Below are 19,906 nucleotides of genomic sequence, written 5' to 3'. Positions count from 1 at the left end.
AATGGCTGTGACACCGCCCGAACGACGCATTTGGTGGAACGAGCCGATCGAAAAGGTCGAGCTGGCCTGGATCGTCGTCGCCTTCCTGTGGGGGCTGTTCATGTTCGTATTCATGATCGCCTGGCACTTCATCGGCCAGCAGAACCTCAGCAAGGAGGCCTATCGCATCGCGCCGTCGGCCTACGAGGAAAAAGTCGAGACATTCGCCAGGAAGTACCAGGTGCGCGAGGAGCAGGGCATTCCGGTGGCCAAGCCGCCGCCGGGCGGCGACGTCTATCTGCTCGGGCGGCTCTGGCAATGGTGGCCGGTCCTCGAGCTGGAGCGCGGCGTCAGCTATCGCATCCATCTGTCGTCGCTCGACTGGCAGCACGGCTTCTCGTTGCAGCCGACCAACATCAACATCCAGGTTCATCCCGGATACGAGCACGTCTTGTCGCTGACGCCGACCGACAGCGGCCAGTTCGGCATTGTCTGCAACGAATTCTGCGGCATCGGCCACCATACCATGACCGGCAAGATCTACGTCGTCGATCAGAAGAAGGCGGAAACCGGATCCAAGGATGCGGGATCGCGGCCGGCTCAGGAGAGATGAATCATGACCGCTGAAACCGTCATCGGCGCGGTGCCCGCCAGGGCCGAATTCCGCACCTGCCAGTATACCGGGTTGAAGGTCGATACCGCCGCGCAAGCTCTCATCAAGGCGAACGCCGTGGCGGCCGTGGTGTTTCTGGCCATCGGGGGCATCATGGGCCTCCTGGTGGCGCTGACGCGCTGGCCGGCCGTGCACCTGCTGCCAGCAGACTGGTTCTACCTGATTCTGACCGGACACGGCGCCAACGTGCTGCTGTTCTGGATCATCTTCTTCGAGATGGCCATCCTGTATTTCGCCTCCGCGATCCTGCTCAATTGCCGGCTGGCGACCCCGAAGCTCGCCTGGCTCGGCTTCATCCTGATGGTGGTCGGCGCGCTGGCGACCAATGTCGCTGTGCTACAGGGCGACTCCAGCGTGATGTTCACCTCTTATCCGCCGATGCAGGCCAAGCCGCACTTCTACCTCGGCATCATCCTGTTCGCGGTCGGCGCGCTGATCGGCTGCGGCATCTTCTTTGCGACGCTGGTGATCGCGCGCGAGGAGCGCACCTATGAAGGCTCGATCCCGCTGGTGACCTTCGGGGCGCTCACGGCCGCGATCATCGCCGTGTTCACGATCGCCTCCGGCGCGATCATCCTGATCCCGACCTGGCTGTGGTCGCTCGGGCTGATCTCCGACATCGATCCCCTGATGTACAAGGTGGTGTGGTGGGCGATGGGTCACTCTTCGCAGCAGATCAACGTCTCGGCCCATGTCTCGCTGTGGTACCTGACGGCGGCGCTGCTGGTCGGCGCCAAGCCGCTGAGCGAGAAGGTCAGCCGCACCGCCTTCCTGATGTACATCCTGTTCCTCCAGCTCGCTTCGGCGCACCATCTGCTGGCGGAGCCGGGACTCGATGCGAGCTGGAAGATCGTCAATACCAGCTACATGATGTATCTGGCGGTGATGGGCTCGATGGTGCACGGACTGACCGTGCCCGGTGCGATCGAGGCGGCACAGCGCCGCAACGGCTATGATCATGGCGCGTTCGAGTGGCTGCGCAAGGCGCCGTGGGGCCATCCGGGGTTCTCCGGCATGTTCCTGTCGCTGGTGTTCTTCGGCTTCATCGGCGGCATCTCCGGCGTCGTGCTCGGCACCGAGCAGCTCAACGTGCTCATGCACAATACGATCTATGTCCCGGGCCATTTCCACGGCACGGTCGTTGCCGGTACCACGCTCGCCTTCATGGCCGCGACCTATCTGGTGCTGCCGTTGATCTTCCAGCGCGAGATCATCTGGCCGAAGCTGGCCCGCCTGCAGCCCTATCTGTTCGGCATCGGGGCGGCCGGCATCTCGCTGTTCATGATGGGCGCCGGCACGCTCGGCGTGGCGCGGCGGCACTGGGACATCACCTTCAGCGACGCCAACCTGTCGTTCGCGTATTCCGCAGGCGCGTTCCTGATGATGGGCCTCAACGGCATCTTCGCGGTCATCGCCGCGCTCGGCGGCGCCCTGTTCGTGCTCATCGTCGTCGGGACGGTGCTGCTCGGTGAGAAGATCGTCGGCGGCCACAAGCTGACATTCCCGCTGTTCGCCGGCGGCGGCGCGGTGGCCTCGCACTACGGCAGCGAGCGGGCGCCCAAGCTGACCGGCACCGTGATCCTGGTCGCGATCTTCTTCGTCTCGTTCGTCCTCTACTACTTCATCAACTGGAAATATCTGTCGGAGCTCTGGCTGTTCCGCTGACGGCCACGACGCGGAGGAGAGACGCGATGCGCGCGGTCACCATGGCGATCTCGCTGCTGAAGTTGAGGATCGGTGTCGCGATTGCCGCGAGCGCGATCGCGGGCGCCGCGGTTGCTCATGGTCCTGCGCCTGGCGGGTGGCAGATCGTGGGCCTGATCATAGCCGTCCTGGGCGCATCGGGCGCGGCCGGGGCGTTCAACCATTACTACGAGCGCGATCTCGACCGCCTGATGCAGCGGACCCGGGCGCGGCCGTTCGCCAGCGGCCTCTTCAAGGCCAGTGCCTGGTGGCCGGTCGGATTCCTGGCGCTGCTCGCGGTGTCTCTTGCGCTGGCATCCTTGTCCGCGGGCCATGTCGCCGCCGGCTATGTGTTCCTCGGCGCGTTCACCTACGGCATCATCTATACGGTGTGGCTGAAGCGGCGCTCGACCTGGAACATCGTCGTCGGCGGACTCGCCGGCAGCTTCGCGGTGCTGGCGGGGGCCGCCGCCGTCGATCCCGCGCCGCAGGTGATTCCGACGGTGCTGGCGGTGGTGCTGTTCCTGTGGACGCCACCGCATTTCTGGAGCCTCGCGGCCGCCAAGGGCGACGACTACGCGCGGGCCTCCGTGCCGATGCTGCCGGTCGTGGTTCCGGCCCGCGCATGGACGCGGGCGATCCTGGGCTACGCCGTTCTGCTGGCGGTAGCGTCCCTAATTCCGGCGTGGTTCGGTGCTGGCCTCATCTACAGCGCCGGCGCCGCATCCGGTGGCGGCTATTTCGTTTGGTGCAGTGTCAGGCTCTACCGCGAGCCGTCCAAGGCCAACGCCATCAGGAATTTCCTGGCCTCACTGCTCCAGTTGTCGTTGCTGGTCGGCGGAGCGCTGCTCTCGAGCGTCGCCGGGATGCTGACATGAGGCGATGGTCCGGCACCGCAGCGCTGCTCGCGGTCGCGCTGGCATTCCTGGTGCCGCCGGCGTCGGCGGCGGAGCGTGACGTGCTGGACCCGGCCAGCGTGATGGCGCAGGGCCGGCAGGCGATCGGCCGGACCGTCGGCGACCATGTTCTGATCGATGTCGCCGGCAAGCCGCTCGCCTTGCGCGACTATCGTGGCAAGCCGCTGGTGATCAGCCTCGTCTATACGTCCTGCAGCTCGGTCTGTCCGGCGACGACGCAGCACATGATCGATGCGGTCACTGAAGCAGGGCGGGTGTTCGGACCCGATCGCTTCGCCGTGCTCACGGTCGGCTTCGATGCGCGCAATGACACGCCGGCGCGTCTCGCGCAATTCGCGGCGACACAGGGAATCAAGCTGCCGAACTGGCGGCTGGCCTCCGGCAGCGCCCCGACGATTGCGGCCTTGCTGGACGATCTCGGATTCAGCTTTCGCGCCGCCGCCGGAGGCTTCGATCATCCGGCGCAGGCCACCATCCTCGATCGCGACGGCAAGGTGTACCGTCACGTCTATGGCGACGAGTTTCCGCTACAGATGTTCATGGAGCCGATGAAGGACGTGGTGTTCGGTACGGCGACGTCGTTCTCGTTCGCCGGCATCGCCGACCGGATCAGGTTCATCTGTACGGCCTACGATCCCGGTCTGCGGCGGTACCGGATCGATTACGGGCTCGTGCTGGGCGGCACGATGGGCGCGCTGTCTCTCGTCGTCATGGCGGGACTGATCGCGCGCGAGTGGCTGCGCTCGGCGCGGCTGAGCGACGCCGGAAAGGGACCGCGAGGAGCGTCGTGAACAGTCTGCTCCGCAGAATTCTTCAACGATCCTTTGCGACGGTCGAATTGCCGTTCGAGCGCCTGTTCGGGGCCGCACTCAATCCGCTGGCGCAGCTTGGCGCGCTCGGGTTCTTCTTCTTCTGGATCGTAGCAATCAGCGGCATCTATCTTTTCATCTTCTTCGACACCGGCATCGAGCGCGCGTATCAGTCGGTCGAGGGCATCACCCGGGATCATTGGCTGCACGCCGGGGTGATGCGCAGTTTTCATCGCTACGCGTCCGACCTCATGGTGGTGACGGCGGTCATGCACCTGCTGCGTGAGTTCGCCTATGACCGCTATCGCGGCGTCCGCTGGTTCTCCTGGTTCACCGGGCTGCCGATCATCTGGCTGCTGTATGCGTCGGGGATCACCGGCTACTGGCTGGTGTGGGACCGGCTGGCGCAATATGTCGCGATCGTGTCGTCGGAGCTGTTGGACTGGCTGCCGATCTTCGGCGAGCCGATCGCCCGCAATTTCGTGTCGACGGGAACGCTGACGAGCCGCTTCTTCTCGCTGATGGTGTTCATGCACGTGGCGGTGCCGCTGTTCCTGCTGTTCATCATGTGGGTGCACATCCTGCGCATCTCACGGCCGAAGGTGAACCCGCCGCGGGCGTTGGCCCTGATGTCGCTGATCGCGCTGCTCATCGTCGCCATCGCCAAACCGGCCACGTCGCAGGGCCAGGCCGATCTCGGCACGGTCCCCGACGGAATCGGAATCGACTGGTTGTACCTGCCGCTCTATCCCCTGAGCAATGTCTGGAGCTATGGGGCGGTCTGGGCCCTCCTCGGCGCGTTCTCGCTGATGGTCGCGCTGATGCCCTGGCTGCCGCCGCTGCGCCGGGCACGCGCGGCGCAGGTCGATCTCGCCCATTGCAATGGTTGCGCGCGCTGTGCCGAAGACTGTCCGTATGAGGCGATCAGGATGGTCGGCCGCAGCGACGGTCTGCCGTTCCCGACGGAGGCGCGGGTCGATCCGTCGCTGTGCGTCGCCTGCGGGATCTGCATGGGCGCATGCCCCTCGTCGACGCCGTTCCGCCGCTCCGAGGAGTTGGTGACCGGGATCGATCTGCCGGACTATTCCCTGAAAATGTTGCGCGAGCGCGTGCTCGATGTCGTGCGCAGCCTTCATGGTCCCGCGCGCGTCGTGGTTCTCGCCTGCGAGCATGGCGGTGCAGGCGATCGTGATGGCGCTGTCGTCCTGCCCTGCGTCGCAATGGCCCCGCCCTCGCTGATCGATTTCATCCTGAGCCGGGATCTCGCCGACGGCGTGCTGGTTGCGGGCTGTGCCGAGAGCGCCTGTTACAATCGGCTCGGAGTCCGATGGACCGAGCAGCGGTTCGCTGCACAGCGCGATCCCTATCTGCGCGCCCGCGTTCCGCGTGAGCGCGTCGCGACGATCTGGGCCTCGTCGGCCTCAGTGGCGCAGGTCGCGGTCGACCTCGAGGCCTTCGCAGATCGGCTGCGGGTGCTGCCGCCGAAACCGCTACGGTCGCCGTTGCCGGTGAGTGCGCCGTCGCGCGCCGAGGCTCGGAAGGACGTCGTGCACGGGAGCGGCACATGAGTGCGGCTATGCGCCATGTTGCCCGATTCCTGGTGGTGCTGGCGGTGATGGCTGGGGCGGCGTGGCTGTCCACTGCGCCGGCGTGGCGAACGCTGCCGGCCGGTTCGGCCGTGCTGCTCCTGACCTTCGTGCATGGCGCCGATCGAAGCGGCGAGTGTCGGCGCCTGACCGCGGAGGAGATCGCCAGGCTGCCGCCGAACATGCGCCGGGTACAGGATTGCCCGCGCGGGCGCCGACCGGTTCAGGTCGAACTCGATGTCGATGGCCGCGCCGTCTACCGGGCCGAGCTCGCCCCGACCGGGATTGCCGGGGACGGCCCGTCTCGTGTCTACCAGCGCTTCGTCTTGGCGTCGGGGAGTCATGATGTCGCGGTGCGCATGCGCGATACGGCGCGGTCGGGCGGCTTCGATCATGAGCGTCACGAGACCGTCGCGATGGCCCCGGGACAACTGCTCGTCGTGGACTACCGGCCCGAGGCCGGTGGCTTCGTGTTCCGGTGAGGAGGGGACCATGAGCCTGTTGCACTGGGAAGCGCGCTACAGTGTCGGCATCGACGCGGTCGACCACGAACACCAGGACCTGATCGCGCTGATCAATCGCCTCTACGACGCCGCGGTCGCGCAGGACGACAGGCAGGCGATGATCGGCTTCTTCGGCGATCTGTTCAGGGCGATCTCCAGCCATTTCGCGCTGGAGGAGCGGCTGATGCGCGAGCGCAACTACGATCATCTGGCGCAGCACAAGGCCGACCATGAGCGGCTGCTCGACGAGATCAGGGACATCATGGACGATGTCGAAGGCGGAGATCGCTTCGATGCTGCCGAGTTGGCCAGGCGGCTCGATGCTTGGTTCTCGCGCCATTTCGAGACCCACGACGCGCGACTGCACCACGCGTTCGGTCCGCACTGATACCGAACAAGAAGTTGTTGATTGCATTCACCCTGGAGACGAAAAGATGATGAAGCGAGTGATCATGATCGGTCTGGCCTGCGCCGCGAGCATCGCAGGCCCTGCACATGCGCAGGACCTTGCAGCAGGCGCGACGTCGTTCAAGAAGTGCGGGCCCTGCCACGATGTCGGGCCGACCGGAAAGAACAAGGTCGGTCCGGTGCTCAATGGCCTCGATGGCCGCAAGTCGGGGACCGTGGCGGGCTATAACTATTCCGATGCCAACAAGGCGTCCGGCGTGACCTGGAACGAGGAGAGTTTCCTCGACTACATCAAGGATCCCAAGGCCAAGATGCCGGGCACGAAGATGACCTTCGCCGGCATCAAGAACGAGGTCGAGGCCAAGGCGCTCTGGGCCTATCTTCAGCAGTACGACGCTGACGGCAAGACGAAATAGCGTAGCGCTGCCGAGGGCCGTGCTTCTAGATGCGCGCCGGCGGCCCCGCGCCGCTGGTCGCGCGCGGCCAGTGATGTTCCTGGCCCGGGGCATCCAGCGCCCAGATCGACGCGTCCGGAAATGCTTGCGAGGCGGCCACGAGTTCTTCGTACGACGCCGCAATGAAGAACGCGGTCGAGAGGGCGTCGGCAATCGCGGCCGAGGGATGGTGCACGGTCATGCGTCGCCAACGCGCCGCGCTGCGACCGGTGCGGGGGTCGAACAGGTGGTGCGCGGCGCCGTGCGCGCCGAGCACGCAGCCGATGCCCTCCGATGTCGCCAGAGCGCCGCCGCCGAGCGCGAGCGGCGCGAATGGGCTTCGGCTGACCAGCCACGGCGATCCGTCGCGTTGCGGCCCCAGCGCTCGCTGCTCGCCGAGATCGACGAGCACATGACCGAAGCCGCGCGCCATGAGCAGCTGGGCGATCCGGTCGGTGACGTAGCCCTGGCCGAGCCCGTTCAACGTCAGGCGCTGACCGTCTCCAAGCCGGATGATGCCGTCGTCCTGGCTTACCCGTCTCCAGTCGACCGCGCTGCGGGCCTGAGCGATGATCTCCTCCGGAGGCAGACCGGCGTCGGGGTAGCGCGTGAACCAGTCGACATGGGCCTCCCACAATGGCTGCACGGTCGGATCGAACAGACCGCGCGTCGCGGCGGCGACCTGCAGCGCAAGTCCGATCGCGCGCCGCAGATCGCCGCTCGGCGTAGCTAGAACCCCGGCGCGGTTGAGGACGCTGAGCTCCGAATCCGATCGAAACAGGCTGAGGGCTCCTTCGAGCCGGTCGATCTCGGACTCGACGAGACGGCAGGTGCTGCGCGCCTCGCGCTCGGCGACGTCGCTGAACAGGATCGTCGCGTCGGCGCCCATGGCAACGCCGTGCCATGCAAAATCAGCGCGGGCGGACCGCGCGACCGGTCCCGCGATCGCAACGCAGGCGGAGGCTGCAAGGATCCTGATGGCGCGCCGTCGGGTGGGTCGAGCTTCCGTCACGACGTTGCTCCCTGGCTCGGCTGCGCTGCTGTCGCCGGCTTGGCCTGCGGCAGCAGCTGACGGCGCTGCGCGCGCTTCTTCAGATGCAGGCAGATGTCCTGATCGAAGTAGTTGGCTTGGCATTTGAGGCAGTAGATGCACTCGTTGGGGTTGATCTGCCCCAGCGGATGAATCGCCTGGACCGTGCAGCGCCGGGCGCAGACGTGGCATTCGCCGCCGCATTCGCGGTAGCGCTTCAACCACTCGAACATGCGGATACGCGCAGGAATCGCCAGCGCCGCGCCGAGCGGGCACAAATAGCGGCAGTAGAAGCGTTCGATGAAAAGCCCGGCGCCGAGCAGGCTGAGCGCATAGACCACGAACGGCCATTCGCGCATCAGCTTCATCGTGATCGTGGTCTTGAACGGCTCGATCTCGGCGACCGTGAACGCGGCCAGGATCGACCGGAAGGAAATGGCGAGGATGGCGACGAAGCCGATATATTTGATCATCCACATCCGTTCGTGCAGTCCGAACGGCAGCTCGATCTGCTTGACGCCGATGCGGCGGGCGAGATGGTTCGAGAGCTCCTGCAGCGAGCCGAATGGGCACAGCCAGCCGCAGAACACGCCGCGTCCCCAGAACAGTATGCTGATGGCGACGAAGCTCCACAGCAGGAACACCAGCGGATCGAGCAGGAACAGTTCCCAGCGGAAGCCCGACAGCAGGGCGTGAACGAAAGTGAGTACGTTCACCACCGAGAGCTGCGCGTTGGCGATCAGGCCGAGGAAGACGAAGGTGAGCAGGAGAAAGCCGGCGCGCAGACGATAGTAGAATTGGCCGTGAGCGGTGACCGTATCCTGGAAGACCAGGATTGCGGCCAGTGCGAGCAACATGGCGCTCAGGATGCCGATCTCGTAGCGGCGGCTCCACCAGATGTCTTGCCACACGGCGGTCGACGCGTGCGCCGATGGGGCCGCCGACGTCGCTGGAGGAGGAGAGGGGGGCGCGATCAGGTAGCGCGCTGGGATGCGATAGTCGACCGACACGACCGCGGGGCCGCTCGATGCCGACGCGCCGAGGTCGAGATCGAGGCGGAAGGGCCGCGTCGGATCGAGGCCGCTGCCGTGCGCGATCCGGAACACCGCGATCTCGCGCAGCTCGGGCGCGCCCGCCGCATGCAGCGACTCCACGGCGGAATGATCGGCGGCCCTGAGGGCGAACGTGCGGCTGCCCTGGACCAGCTCGACCCGCTCGAACGTTCCGGTCTGGCGCCATGCCGTGCCCTTGAAGGAATACAGGCCCGATGCACCGAGCAGGATCAGGTCGTCCTCGGCGCCGATCCTGGCCATCTCGCCCTCATAGCCGCGCTGTCCGAGCAGGCTCTCGCCGATCGGGGGCGGCGTGGCCAGCGCGAGCCACAGGTCGATGAACGGCTTGTCCGGCTCGGCGTCCTGGGTGTGGAGCATCGTTGCGGCTTCGCCGCGCGACACGAGCCGTCGCTGCACGGCGCCTTCCGCGAGCAAGCCCTGCCAGGACAGCCGCCGCAGCGTCTCGCGGTCGAGCCGCGGCGCATCGTGGGGCGACGCGGCACGGCTGCGCAGCACGGCGCGCGCCGAACGCAGGATCGCGTCGCGGATCACGGTCGAGGTGATGGTCGCGCCGGCGACGGCATGCGGCCCGCGCGAGAGGTCATCGGCCGGCTTCAGCGCAGCCCCCGGCCGCACGTCGAAGCCGGCAAAGCCGGCGACATAGGCGGCCAGCGCATCCTTCGGAATTCCGATCACCAGGATCGGCTCCTCATGGGCCACGATCCGTGCACCGGTCACGATGCCGTCGGTGGTCACCGCCGCGACGATGTCGAGCGGACGCCCGGCATAGCCGACCGAGCCTGACACATCGAGCGTCGAGAACGCGTAGCCCAGCACGCGGCCGTCCGATGTTCTCACGTCCGCGGCCGGCGGTGTGCCCTGTGCCGGGGCGACGATCGTCGGCGGCGACGCCGGGAAGAACTGTGCCGCGATCTGAAGGTCCGCAGCGCGCGCCGGTCCCATCATCGCGCCGATCGCGACGGCGATGATGGTCAGGACATGTCGCAATGCAGAAGACACGGTGGCGCCGATGAGCTTTGTCATGCGCGGGATCAGGCCGGCATCGCTTGCATGCGCATTGAGGTAGGTCAAGCACGCGGTTGACGACGGTTAAGGCGCCGCATCACGCAACTGGCATAAGGCTATGATTGATCCATGTGCTGGGAGACGATCGAATGCGCTATCGCGCTTTTCTGCATGCAATGCTGACGGGCGGCGCAGCCGTCCTTGGTGGAGCACTTCTGGGAGCGACCGCGGCCAACGCGCAAGCTCAACCGACGGCGCCGAAGCCGGCGGATGTTCAACAACACAAGACGTCGCCGGGCGGACAGTATCAGCCCAGCCTGGATGTGCTTGGGTCGCAGCCGACCGAGCAGCCGGGCACCAAGCCGGGCGACCCGGTGCTGAGCAAGGCGGAGTTCGATCAGGCAAACCGGATCTATTTCGAACGCTGCGCCGGCTGCCATGGCGTGCTGCGCAAGGGCGCGACCGGCAAGGCCCTGACGCCCGACCTGACCAAGAAGCTCGGCTTCGACTATCTCCGCGACTTCATCACCTATGGTTCGCCGGGCGGCATGCCGAATTGGGGCACGTCTGGCCAGCTTTCGGAGACTGAGGTCGCGCTGATGGCGCGCTATCTGCTCAACGACCCGGCGCAGCCGCCGGAATTCGGCCTCAAGGAGATGAAGGACAGCTGGAAGGTCATCGTTCCGGTTGCGCAGCGGCCGACCAAGCAGCTGAACAAGCTCGACATCGACAACCTGTTCGCGGTGACGCTGCGCGATGCGGGCGAGGTCGCGCTGATCGACGGCACGACCAAGAAGATCGAGTTGATCCTGCAGACCGGCTACGCCGTGCACATCTCGCGCATGTCGGCGTCGGGCCGCTATCTCTACACGGTCGGCCGCGACTCCAAGCTCAACCTGGTCGATCTGTGGATGAACCCGCCGCAGACCGTCGCCGAGCTCAAGATCGGCACCGAGGCCCGCTCGGTCGAAACCTCGAAGTTCAAGGGCTACGAGGACAAGTACGCCATCGCCGGTGCCTATTGGCCGCCGCAATATGTGCTGATGGACGGTGCGACGCTCGAGCCGCTCAAGGTGGTCTCGACCCGCGGCATGACCTACGACACGCAGGAATTCCATCCGGAGCCGCGCGTCGCCTCGATCGTGGCCTCGCACTACAATCCGGAGTTCGTGGTCAACATCAAGGAGACCGGGCAGACCCTGCTGGTCAACTACAAGGACATCAAGAACCTGAAGGTGACCGCGATCGAGGCCGAGCGCTTCCTGCATGATGGCGGCTTCGACAAGACCGGGCGCTATTTCTTCGTGGCGGCGAATGCCCGGCATCGGATAGCGATCATCGACACCAAGGAGGACAAGCTGGTCAAGGTGCTGGAGTCGGGCGGGCAGACGCCGCATCCTGGTCGCGGCGCGAATTTCGAGCATCCGAAGTTCGGGCCGGTCTGGGCCACCAGCCATCTCGGCAACGAGACCATCTCCTTCATCGGCTCCGATCCCGAGAAGCACAAGGACAACGCCTGGAAGGTGGTGCAGACGGTCGACGGTCAGGGCGGCGGGTCGCTGTTCATCAAGACACACCCGAAGTCGGAGAACATTTACGTCGATACGCCGCTGAACACCGACGCCGAAATCTCCTCTTCGGTCGCCGTCTTCAAGATCAAGGACCTCGCCAAGGAGAAGCCTGAATACAAGGTGCTGCCCATCGGCCAATGGTCGGGCATCTCCGAAGGCGCCCGTCGCGTGGTCCAGGGCGAGTTCAACAGGGAGGGCAGCGAGATCTGGTTCTCCGTGTGGAACAACAAGGCGCAGGAATCGGCGATCGTCGTCGTCGACGACAAGACGCTGACGATGAAGACCGTGATCCGCGACAAGCGACTGGTCACGCCGACCGGAAAGTTCAACGTCTTCAACACGCGAAACGACGTCTACTGATCGTTGATGCGAAGCCCGATGGCGCGGCGACGACGTCGCTGCGCCATCGACCTCGGCAGGACTTTGGAAATCGCTGGAGCACGCAGGATGTCGATGGGGAAGGTCTATCTGGTCGGAGCGGGCCCTGGTGATCCCGAGCTTCTGACGGTCAAGGCCGTGCGCGCGATCGCCGCGGCTGATGTCGTTGTCTACGACCGTCTGGTGCCCGACGGCATTCTCGCCACCATCGGCGACGGCGTCGCCCGCATCAATGTCGGCAAGCAGGCCGGCTCGCATCCGGTGCCGCAGGGCGAGATCAACGACATTCTCGTCAAGCTCGGTCGCGCCGGGCGCACCGTGGTCCGCCTGAAGGGCGGCGATCCCTTCATCTTCGGCCGCGGTTCGGAAGAAGCCGCCGAACTCGCTGCCGCCGGCATTCCCTATGAAGTGATTCCGGGCATCACGGCAGCGCAGGGCTGCGCAGCCGCGGCGCGCGTTCCCTTGACCCATCGCGGGCTCGCCACCGGCGTCCGCTATGTGACGGGACATCGCAAGGCGGATGAGGCACTCGATCTCGACTGGGACAGCCTCGCTGATCCGGAGACGACGCTGGTCGTCTACATGGGCCTCGCCAATGTCGAGGAGATCATGCGCAACCTGATCGCTCGCGGGCTGCCCGGATCGTTGCCGGTACTCGCGGTGTGTCAAGGAACGACGGCGCAGGAGCGGCGAATAAGCACGCGCCTGGACGCGCTCGTGGCCGTGATGCGGGAGGCGGCTTTCACCGGACCCGTGTTGTTCATCATCGGCCGGGTCGCCGGCATGGCCTTGCAGCGGAGTGAGCAGAATCATGAGACCAATGTCGGCGCCATCTCGGTCGTGGCCTAGCGCCATCGGCCTGTGGGTCGCGGCGGCGACGGTCGCCTGTGCGGGCGAGGCTTCGCCCGACTCCGCCAAGCTCGCCAATCTGGTGCGGCAGGACTGCGGCTCCTGTCATGGGCTCACCTTGAGGGGAGGGCTCGGCAAGCCGCTGACACCGGATCACCTGCGGGCCTGGAGCAGCGATCAGCTCGTCAGCATAGTATTGGACGGCGTGCCGGGCACGCCGATGCCGCCCTGGCGCCCACTGATCAGCGAAGCGGATGCGCGCTGGATCGTCGCGCGGCTGCAGGAGGGCAATCTGCCATGAGGTTCGGGATGAAGCTGTGGCTTGGGCTGCTCTGCATGATGCCGCTGCTGGCGCAGGCGGCCGAGTTGCGCGGCACCGGCGATCTTGGCGTCGTCATCGAGCGCGCCACCGGCTCGGTGCTGGTCGTCGATACCAGCCGGCGCGGGGCGATCGGCCGTGTCGAAGGGCTCGGCGATCTCTCGCATGCCTCGGTCGTCTTCTCGCCGGACCAGCGCTATGCCTTTGTGTTCGGCCGCGACGGCGGGCTGACCAAGGTCGACCTGCTGACAGCGTCGATCGCGAGGCGTGTCGTGCAGGCCGGCAATGCGATCGGCGGCGCCATCTCCGACGATGGTGCGCTGATCGCGGTGTCGAACTACGAGCCGGGCGGGGTACGCGTGTTCGACGCGACGACGCTCGATCCGGTCACCGACATTCCCGCCACCGGCGCTGATGGCAAGTCGTCGAAGGCGCTCGGTCTCGTCGACCTGCCGGGGCGGCGCTTCGCGTGGTCGCTGTATGACGCCGGCGAGATCTGGATCGCCGATCTCACGGATGCCAAGGCGCCACAGATCACGAAGCTCGCCGGAATCGGCAAGCTGCCCTATGACGGCAACGTCACGCCGGACGGCAGGCACTATCTCGCCGGTCTGTTCGGCGAGGACGGCGTCGTCCACGTCGATACCTGGCAGACGCCGCTCAAGGCCGAGCGCATCCTCAATGGTTACGGCAAGGGCGAGGGGCCGCTGCCGGTCTACAAGATGCCGCATCTCGAAGGCTGGGCCGCCGTCGGCGACCGGCTGCTGCTGCCGGCGATCGGCCATCACGAACTGCTCGCGGTGGATCTGCGCGACTTCAAGCAGGTGGGCCGCATCGCCACGCACGGCCAGCCGGTGTTCGCAGTGGCGCGGCCCGACGGCCGCTACGTCTGGGTCAACTTCGCTCATCCGCGCAACGACACCATCGACATCGTCGACACGCAGTCGCTGCAGGTCGTGCATCGCTTCGCGCCGGGACCGGCCGTGCTGCACATGGAATTTACGCCACGCGGCAACGAGGTCTGGGTCTCGGTGCGCGATGCCGACCGGGTCGACGTGTACGACGCCACGACGTTTGCGAAGAGAGCCGAGATCCCGGCGCAGAAGCCGTCAGGGATTTTCTTCACCGTGCGTGCAACGAGGATTGGACAATGATGCCGAACCCGACCGAGCTCGCCCTGATCGATCGCTGGCAGCACAATTTTCCGCTGGTCGAGCGGCCGTTCGAGGTCGTCGGACGCAGCGCGGCGCTGAACCAGACCGAGACGATCGGCATCTTCCGCGCCATGCATGCGCAGGAGGTGATCTCGCGGATCGGCGCCGTGGTGCGGCCGAACACGGTCGGCGCCTCGACGCTGGCGGCGATGCAGGTGCCTGCGGAGCGGCTCGAGGAGGTCGCCGCGCTGGTAAGCCGGCAGCCGCTGGTCACGCACAATTACGAGCGCACGCACGATCTGAACCTGTGGTTCGTGCTGGCGGGAGCCGGTGCGGATGCGGTTCGCTCTGCGATGCGCAGCATCGCCGCGCAGACCGGGATTGCCGTGCTCGATCTGCCGATGCTGCGCGCCTATCATCTCGGGCTCGGCTTTTCGCTGAGCCGCGAAGCGCCGCAATCGCGTCCGGAGTCCGGCGCGATCGGCTACGCTCCCGCTCCCGCCGATAGCAGGATCCTCGCCGCGATCCAGGACGGCTTGCCGCTGGTCGAGACGCCCTATCGGGCCGTCGCCGACGCGCTCGGCCTCGACGAAGCCTGTGTGATCGGCCGGCTGGAGCATCTGATCGCCGCCGGCGTCGTCACCCGGTTCGGCTGCGTCGTGCGTCATGACAAGCTCGGCTACCGCGCCAATGCAATGGCGGTGTGGGATGTGCCGGACGACATGGTCGATGCCGTCGCCGACGTGCTTGCGCGTCATCCGCGCGTGACCCTGTGCTATCAGCGGCCGCGGCGCCTGCCGCTGTGGCGCTACAATCTGTTCTGCATGGTGCATGCGAAGTCTCGCGATGAGGCCTATGCGGTGCTTGACGATCTCGCGCTGCAGGCCGACACCGGGCTGCTGCCGCACGACGTGCTGTTCTCGACCCGCTGCTTCAAGCAGCGCGGCGCTGTTTTCGCCGAGCTGAAGGAGGCGAGCTGATGAGCGTCGTCGACCCGACCGGACGCGTCATCATCAATGGGCTGCAGGGCGGCTTTCCGCTGACGCCGCGGCCATTCCGCGAGGCCGGCGCCGCGCTCGGGCTGACTGAGGACGAACTGATCGCCGGCGTCGGCGATCTGATCGCGGCGGGGCAGTTGAGTCGGTTCGGCCCGCTGTGGAACGCCGAGGAGCTCGGCGGCGCCGTGTGCCTCGCTGCGATCGCGGTGCCGCCGGACCGGTTCGATGCGGTGGCCGAGCAGGTCAACGCCCATCCCGAGGTCGCGCACAACTACGAGCGGGGTCACGCGCTCAACATGTGGTTCGTGGTCTCCTCCGAGAACCCGGCGCGAATCGCGGCCGTCCTGGCGGAAATCGAGCGTGAGACCGGGTTGAAAGTACACCCGATGCCGAAGCGGCAAGAGTTCTTCGTCGGCTTCCGGGTGGAGGTGTAGTCCATGCTGGATGCCGTCGATCGCAAGCTGATTGCCGCTACGCAAGCCGGCCTGCCCCTGGTGCGCGAGCCTTATCGCGTGCTGGCGGAGGGACTCGGTCTCGATGAAGCGGAGGTGATCGCGCGGTTGCAGGGCCTGCTGGCGCGCGGCGCGATCCGGCGTATCGGCGCGATCCCGAACCATTATGCGCTCGGCTTCACCGCCAATGGCATGTCGGTCTGGGACGTCGCCGACGACGAGGTCGCCGAGATCGGCGTCATGGTCGGGGCGATCGAAGCGGTCACCCATTGCTACGAGCGCCCGCGCCATCTGCCGCTGTGGCCGTACAATCTGTTCGCCATGGTGCATGGCCGCACGCGCGACGAGGTGAGGGCCAAGGTTGCCGAAATCGCCCGCCTGATCGGCCCTGCGGCGCGCGCGCACGAGGTGTTGTTCTCGACCCGGATCCTGAAGAAGACCGGACTTCGCATTGCTGCCTGAGGAGAGCGGGTCATGTTCCGCCTGAGCCAATATCTGCGTGACCTGCATGAGCCGCCGCCCACCGGGCCGGTGCGGCAGCCGCCGGGGCCGGTGGTGATCTGGAACCTGATCCGCCGCTGCAATCTCACCTGCAAGCATTGCTATTCGATCTCGGGCGATGTGGATTTCCCCGGCGAGCTGTCGACCGCCGAGGTCTTCGACGTCATGGACGATCTCAAGGCATTTCGCGTTCCCGTGCTGATCCTGTCCGGCGGCGAGCCCCTGATGCGTCGTGACATCTTCGAGATTTCGCGGCGTGCCAAGGCGATGCGCTTCTATGTCGGCCTGTCCAGCAACGGCACGCTGGTCGACGACACGATGGCCGATCGCATCCGTGACATCGGCTACGACTATGTCGGCATCTCGCTCGACGGCATCGGCGCGACCCACGACCGCTTCCGCCGCAAGGAGGGCGCCTATGAGGACGCGCTCGGCGGGCTGCGGCGCCTGCGCGACCGCGGCATCAAGGTCGGCGTCCGCTTCACCATGACGGAGGACAACGCGGCGGAATTGCCGCTGCTGCTCGATCTGGTCGAGCGCGAAGGCTTTCCGAAATTCTATCTGTCGCATCTGGTCTATGCCGGGCGCGGCAACAAGAACCGCGGCGACGATGCGCTGTGGCAGACGACGCGTGACGCCATGGACATGGTGATCGCGCGGTCCTGGCGATGGGCGCAGGCCGGCAGCGAGATGGAGATCGTCACCGGCAACAACGACGCCGACGCGATCTATCTGCTGCAATGGGTCGCGCGCAACGTGCCGTCCGCTGCCGATGCACTGCGCGCCAAGCTCGTGCGCTGGGGCGGCAATTCCTCCGGGGTCAACGTCGCCAATATCGACAATCTCGGCAACGTGCATCCGGACACGATGTGGTGGCACCACGATCTCGGCAACGTCAAGCAGCGGCCGTTCTCGGCGATCTGGACCGACCTGTCGGACCCGATCATGGCCGGCCTGAAGCGCAAGCCGCGCGCGGTCGGCGGCCGCTGCGGCGCCTGTGCCCATTTCGACATCTGCAATGGCAATACGCGCGTGCGCGCGCAACGCATCACCGGCGATGCCTGGGCCGAGGATCCCGGCTGCTATCTCACCGATGCCGAGATCGGCCTGGCCGTGCCGGTCGACCGCATCAGGACCTCGCTCTATCGCGGAATGAGTCATGAAGCTCCGCTGTCTGCTTGAAGCATTGCTGACCGTTGTCGCGCTGACCGGAGCGGCGCGCGCCGAACCCGATGCGGCAAAGCTGTTCGCCGACCATTGCGCGGAGTGTCACGGAGCCGACCGTCTCGGCCGCCTTGGGCCGGCATTGCTGCCGGAAAATCTCGGCCGCATGATGGGCGCGCGGGCCGGGTCCGTCATCGCCGATGGCCGCGCTGCGACGCAGATGCCGGGCTTTGCCGGCAAGCTTGCCAAGGACGAGATCGCCGCGCTCGCCGCCTATATCTCGACGCCGCTCGCGGAGATTCCCGTCTGGGGCCAGCGGGAGATCGAGGCGAGCCGTGTCGTGCACGCACAGGCGGAGAAACGCGACAGGCCGCGCTTCGATGCCGATCCGATGAACCTGTTCGTGGTGGTCGAGGCCGGGGATCATCATGCCACCATCCTCGACGGCGACCGGTTCGAGCCGCTGACGCGGTTCCAGACCCGCTTCGCGCTGCATGGCGGGCCGAAATTCACGCCGGACGGCCGCTTCGTGTTCTTCATGTCGCGCGACGGCTGGGTCAGCAAATACGATCTGTGGACGCTGACCATGCTGGCGGAGGTGCGCGCGGGGATCAATGCGCGCAACATCGCGATCTCGCGCGATGGCAGGCACATCGCGGTCGCCAACTACCTGCCGCATACGCTGGTGATGCTGTCGACCGACGATCTCGCGGTCGAGAAGATCTTCGACGTCAAGGACAAGCACGGCAAGTCCTCGCGCGTCTCGGCCGTCTACCAAGCGCCGCCGCGCGACAGCTTCATCGCGGCGCTCAAGGATGTCGGCGAGATCTGGGAGATCGCGACTGATCCGAACGCGCCGCCGGTCTATCCCGGCCTGGTCCATTCGCATGAGAAGGGCATGATCGAAGCGCTGCCGTCGTCGCAAGGCCTGTTTGCGCTGCGCCGGATCGAGGTGCCGGAGCCGCTCGACGACTTTTTCTTCGATCCTCCCTATCGCAACCTGATCGGCTCGGCGAGAGAAGGCAGGGCGATCGTCGTCAATCTCACCGTCGGCCGCGACATCAAGCAGCTCGATCTGCCGGGTCTCCCGCATCTCGGCTCGGGCATCTCCTGGACCTGGGAGGGCCGGCGGGTGATGGCGACGCCGCTGTTGAAGGAAGGCAAGATCAGCGTGCTCGACATGCAGGACTGGTCGCAGGTGAAGGTGATCGAGACGCCCGGTCCCGGCTTCTTCATGCGCAGCCACGAGAACACGCCTTACGCCTGGACCGACAGCATAATGGGGACCAGGAAGGACACGCTGTCGATCATCGACAAGCGCAGCCTCGAGGTCGTCCGCAGCATCACGCCGGAGCGGGGCAAGACGGCCGCCCATGTCGAATTCGACAAGAGCGGCCGGCATGCATTGGTTTCGATCTGGGAGGACCAGGGAGCGCTCGTTGTGTACGACGCACAAACCTTCACCGAGGTGAAGCGACTGCCGATGTCGCGTCCCTCCGGCAAGTACAACGTCTGGAACAAGATCAAGTTCTCCGATGGAACCAGTCATTAAGGTCCCGCTTGCAGACACCGCGTTGTTGTTGGCTGCCCATGGTGAGCGGAGGGGAGGTGCTGACAATCTTGGCGTTTGGCGGATCGCGAAGGCGCTTTCCTCGCGACGTTTCTGTGCGGAGATTGGTGTCGGATTCATCTCAGGCGAGCCAGGCATCAATGCGGCGCTGCGCCGCCTGACGGCGCGCCGGGTTGCCGTCTATCCGCTCTTCATGTCATCGGGCTATTTCAGTCGTGACCGCTTGGTCCAACTGCTCGACGAAGCCGACGATGATCGCCGGCGTGAGGTCATCTGCCTGCCGCCGCTCGGCCTGGATCCGGGGCTGCCTGCGTTCGTCACGCAATGTGCACTGCGCATTGCGGAGAGCAATGGCTTCTTCCCCAAGCAATCGGCCGTCATTCTGTTGGCACATGGCTCCCGACGAGGGTCTCAATCCCGTGAAGCGACCGAGCGGATAGCAAAGAAGATCGAACGGAGCTCCATATTCGCAGGGGTCTTCTCTGCGTTCTTGGAGGAGCGGCCGCATCTCGACGAGATCGCAAAGCAAGTGCCCGGTTCGGCAGTTGTCATGGGCATGTTCTCGGGCGAAGGGCTGCATGGCGCGCGAGACGCCCCAAGGCTAGTCGCGGAGTTGACACGTGACGATGTCGTATTCGCCGGTGTGCTCGGCTCCGCTCCGGGGATCGAGCAGTTGATCGCAGGAGCCGTCACCAACGCATTTTCCGACAGGATCTCCGCCATTCCCGACTGGCCACTGTAGTCATCATCGACTTCCTCAGATGGCTACTGCAAGCGAATGTCGGTATCGGTCGTTGCGCCTCCCCGCAACCAAGATGATAGCAACTCTCGCGCGCCACATCAGCACGCG

General features: G+C 65.9%; 20 protein-coding genes. 18 read left to right on the top strand and 2 right to left on the bottom strand.

Annotated features, from left to right (window positions below):
- The first annotated feature begins 1 nt into the window (after position 1).
- The 8 genes from QX108_RS07665 to QX108_RS07630 are packed head-to-tail and all read left to right on the top strand — an operon-like array spanning position 2 to position 6,974.
- A complete protein-coding gene (locus QX108_RS07665; RefSeq protein ID WP_315780033.1) occupies positions 2-592 on the top strand; it encodes a hypothetical protein in 591 nt (196 codons plus the stop codon).
- Between the two features lie 3 nt (positions 593-595).
- Positions 596-2,317 carry a cbb3-type cytochrome c oxidase subunit I gene (locus tag QX108_RS07660; protein ID WP_315780035.1) on the top strand — a complete coding sequence of 574 codons (1,722 nt, stop codon included), beginning with the start codon at positions 596-598 and terminating at the stop codon, positions 2,315-2,317.
- Positions 2,318-2,343: 26 nt separating this feature from the next.
- On the top strand, positions 2,344-3,213 hold the full coding sequence (gene cyoE / locus QX108_RS07655) for a heme o synthase (RefSeq protein WP_315780037.1): 870 nt from the start codon (positions 2,344-2,346) through the stop codon (positions 3,211-3,213).
- The gene (locus QX108_RS07650) at positions 3,210-4,043 is read left to right on the top strand and encodes an SCO family protein (RefSeq protein WP_315780039.1); all 834 of its coding nucleotides are present in this window, start codon (positions 3,210-3,212) and stop codon (positions 4,041-4,043) included. The genes cyoE and QX108_RS07650 overlap by 4 nt, the downstream gene beginning before the upstream one ends.
- On the top strand, positions 4,040-5,629 hold the full coding sequence (locus QX108_RS07645) for a cytochrome b N-terminal domain-containing protein (protein WP_315780041.1): 1,590 nt from the start codon (positions 4,040-4,042) through the stop codon (positions 5,627-5,629). The genes QX108_RS07650 and QX108_RS07645 overlap by 4 nt, the downstream gene beginning before the upstream one ends.
- Entirely contained in the window at positions 5,626-6,129 is a 504-nt protein-coding gene (locus tag QX108_RS07640) for a hypothetical protein (protein WP_315780044.1), read from the top strand. Before QX108_RS07645 ends, QX108_RS07640 begins: the two co-directional genes overlap by 4 nt.
- 10 nt (positions 6,130-6,139) lie before the next feature.
- Entirely contained in the window at positions 6,140-6,538 is a 399-nt protein-coding gene (locus QX108_RS07635) for a hemerythrin family protein (protein WP_315780046.1), read from the top strand.
- 46 nt (positions 6,539-6,584) lie between these two features.
- Positions 6,585-6,974, top strand: a complete 390-nt coding sequence (locus tag QX108_RS07630) for a c-type cytochrome (protein ID WP_409998481.1) — start codon at positions 6,585-6,587, stop codon at positions 6,972-6,974.
- A gap of 25 nt (positions 6,975-6,999) precedes the next feature.
- Here QX108_RS07630 and QX108_RS07625 read toward each other — a convergent pair whose 3' ends face one another.
- Positions 7,000-8,004: an FAD:protein FMN transferase gene (locus QX108_RS07625; protein ID WP_315799394.1), complete on the bottom strand. Its 1,005-nt coding sequence runs from the start codon at positions 8,002-8,004 to the stop codon at positions 7,000-7,002.
- Positions 8,001-10,118 (bottom strand): 4Fe-4S binding protein, encoded by a 2,118-nt coding sequence (locus QX108_RS07620; protein ID WP_315780049.1) that lies wholly within the window; start codon positions 10,116-10,118, stop codon positions 8,001-8,003. Before QX108_RS07620 ends, QX108_RS07625 begins: the two co-directional genes overlap by 4 nt.
- Before the next feature lie 131 nt (positions 10,119-10,249).
- Between QX108_RS07620 and QX108_RS07615 the strand changes: the two genes are divergently transcribed.
- From QX108_RS07615 to QX108_RS07570, 10 genes are all read left to right on the top strand, one after another.
- Positions 10,250-12,031 carry a cytochrome D1 domain-containing protein gene (locus QX108_RS07615; RefSeq protein WP_315780051.1) on the top strand — a complete coding sequence of 594 codons (1,782 nt, stop codon included), beginning with the start codon at positions 10,250-10,252 and terminating at the stop codon, positions 12,029-12,031.
- Between the two features lie 87 nt (positions 12,032-12,118).
- Positions 12,119-12,898, top strand: coding sequence for a uroporphyrinogen-III C-methyltransferase (gene cobA, locus QX108_RS07610; RefSeq protein ID WP_315780053.1), 780 nt, complete (start codon positions 12,119-12,121; stop codon positions 12,896-12,898).
- Complete coding sequence (locus QX108_RS07605; protein WP_315780055.1) at positions 12,861-13,199, top strand: cytochrome c; 339 nt, start codon at positions 12,861-12,863, stop codon at positions 13,197-13,199. The genes cobA and QX108_RS07605 overlap by 38 nt, the downstream gene beginning before the upstream one ends.
- Positions 13,196-14,371, top strand: coding sequence for a cytochrome D1 domain-containing protein (locus tag QX108_RS07600; protein ID WP_315799393.1), 1,176 nt, complete (start codon positions 13,196-13,198; stop codon positions 14,369-14,371). The genes QX108_RS07605 and QX108_RS07600 overlap by 4 nt, the downstream gene beginning before the upstream one ends.
- The gene (locus QX108_RS07595; protein WP_315780059.1) at positions 14,371-15,351 is read left to right on the top strand and encodes an Lrp/AsnC family transcriptional regulator; all 981 of its coding nucleotides are present in this window, start codon (positions 14,371-14,373) and stop codon (positions 15,349-15,351) included. The genes QX108_RS07600 and QX108_RS07595 overlap by 1 nt, the downstream gene beginning before the upstream one ends.
- A complete protein-coding gene (locus QX108_RS07590) occupies positions 15,351-15,803 on the top strand; it encodes an Lrp/AsnC family transcriptional regulator (protein WP_315780061.1) in 453 nt (150 codons plus the stop codon). Before QX108_RS07595 ends, QX108_RS07590 begins: the two co-directional genes overlap by 1 nt.
- Before the next feature lie 3 nt (positions 15,804-15,806).
- Positions 15,807-16,283 (top strand): AsnC family transcriptional regulator, encoded by a 477-nt coding sequence (locus QX108_RS07585; RefSeq protein WP_315780063.1) that lies wholly within the window; start codon positions 15,807-15,809, stop codon positions 16,281-16,283.
- Positions 16,284-16,295: 12 nt separating this feature from the next.
- Entirely contained in the window at positions 16,296-17,504 is a 1,209-nt protein-coding gene (gene nirJ, locus QX108_RS07580) for a heme d1 biosynthesis radical SAM protein NirJ (protein ID WP_315780065.1), read from the top strand.
- Complete coding sequence (locus QX108_RS07575) at positions 17,482-19,038, top strand: cytochrome D1 domain-containing protein (RefSeq protein ID WP_315780067.1); 1,557 nt, start codon at positions 17,482-17,484, stop codon at positions 19,036-19,038. The genes nirJ and QX108_RS07575 overlap by 23 nt, the downstream gene beginning before the upstream one ends.
- Complete coding sequence (locus tag QX108_RS07570; RefSeq protein WP_315780070.1) at positions 19,022-19,798, top strand: CbiX/SirB N-terminal domain-containing protein; 777 nt, start codon at positions 19,022-19,024, stop codon at positions 19,796-19,798. The genes QX108_RS07575 and QX108_RS07570 overlap by 17 nt, the downstream gene beginning before the upstream one ends.
- The last annotated feature ends 108 nt before the right edge of the window (positions 19,799-19,906 follow it).

This window comes from Bradyrhizobium sp. SZCCHNR1002 (assembly GCF_032381435.1).
Lineage (GTDB): Bacteria > Pseudomonadota > Alphaproteobacteria > Rhizobiales > Xanthobacteraceae > Bradyrhizobium > Bradyrhizobium aeschynomenes.
The sequence above is the reverse complement of the archived record's forward strand: the minus strand, read 5'-3'. Positions and strand labels throughout refer to the sequence as shown.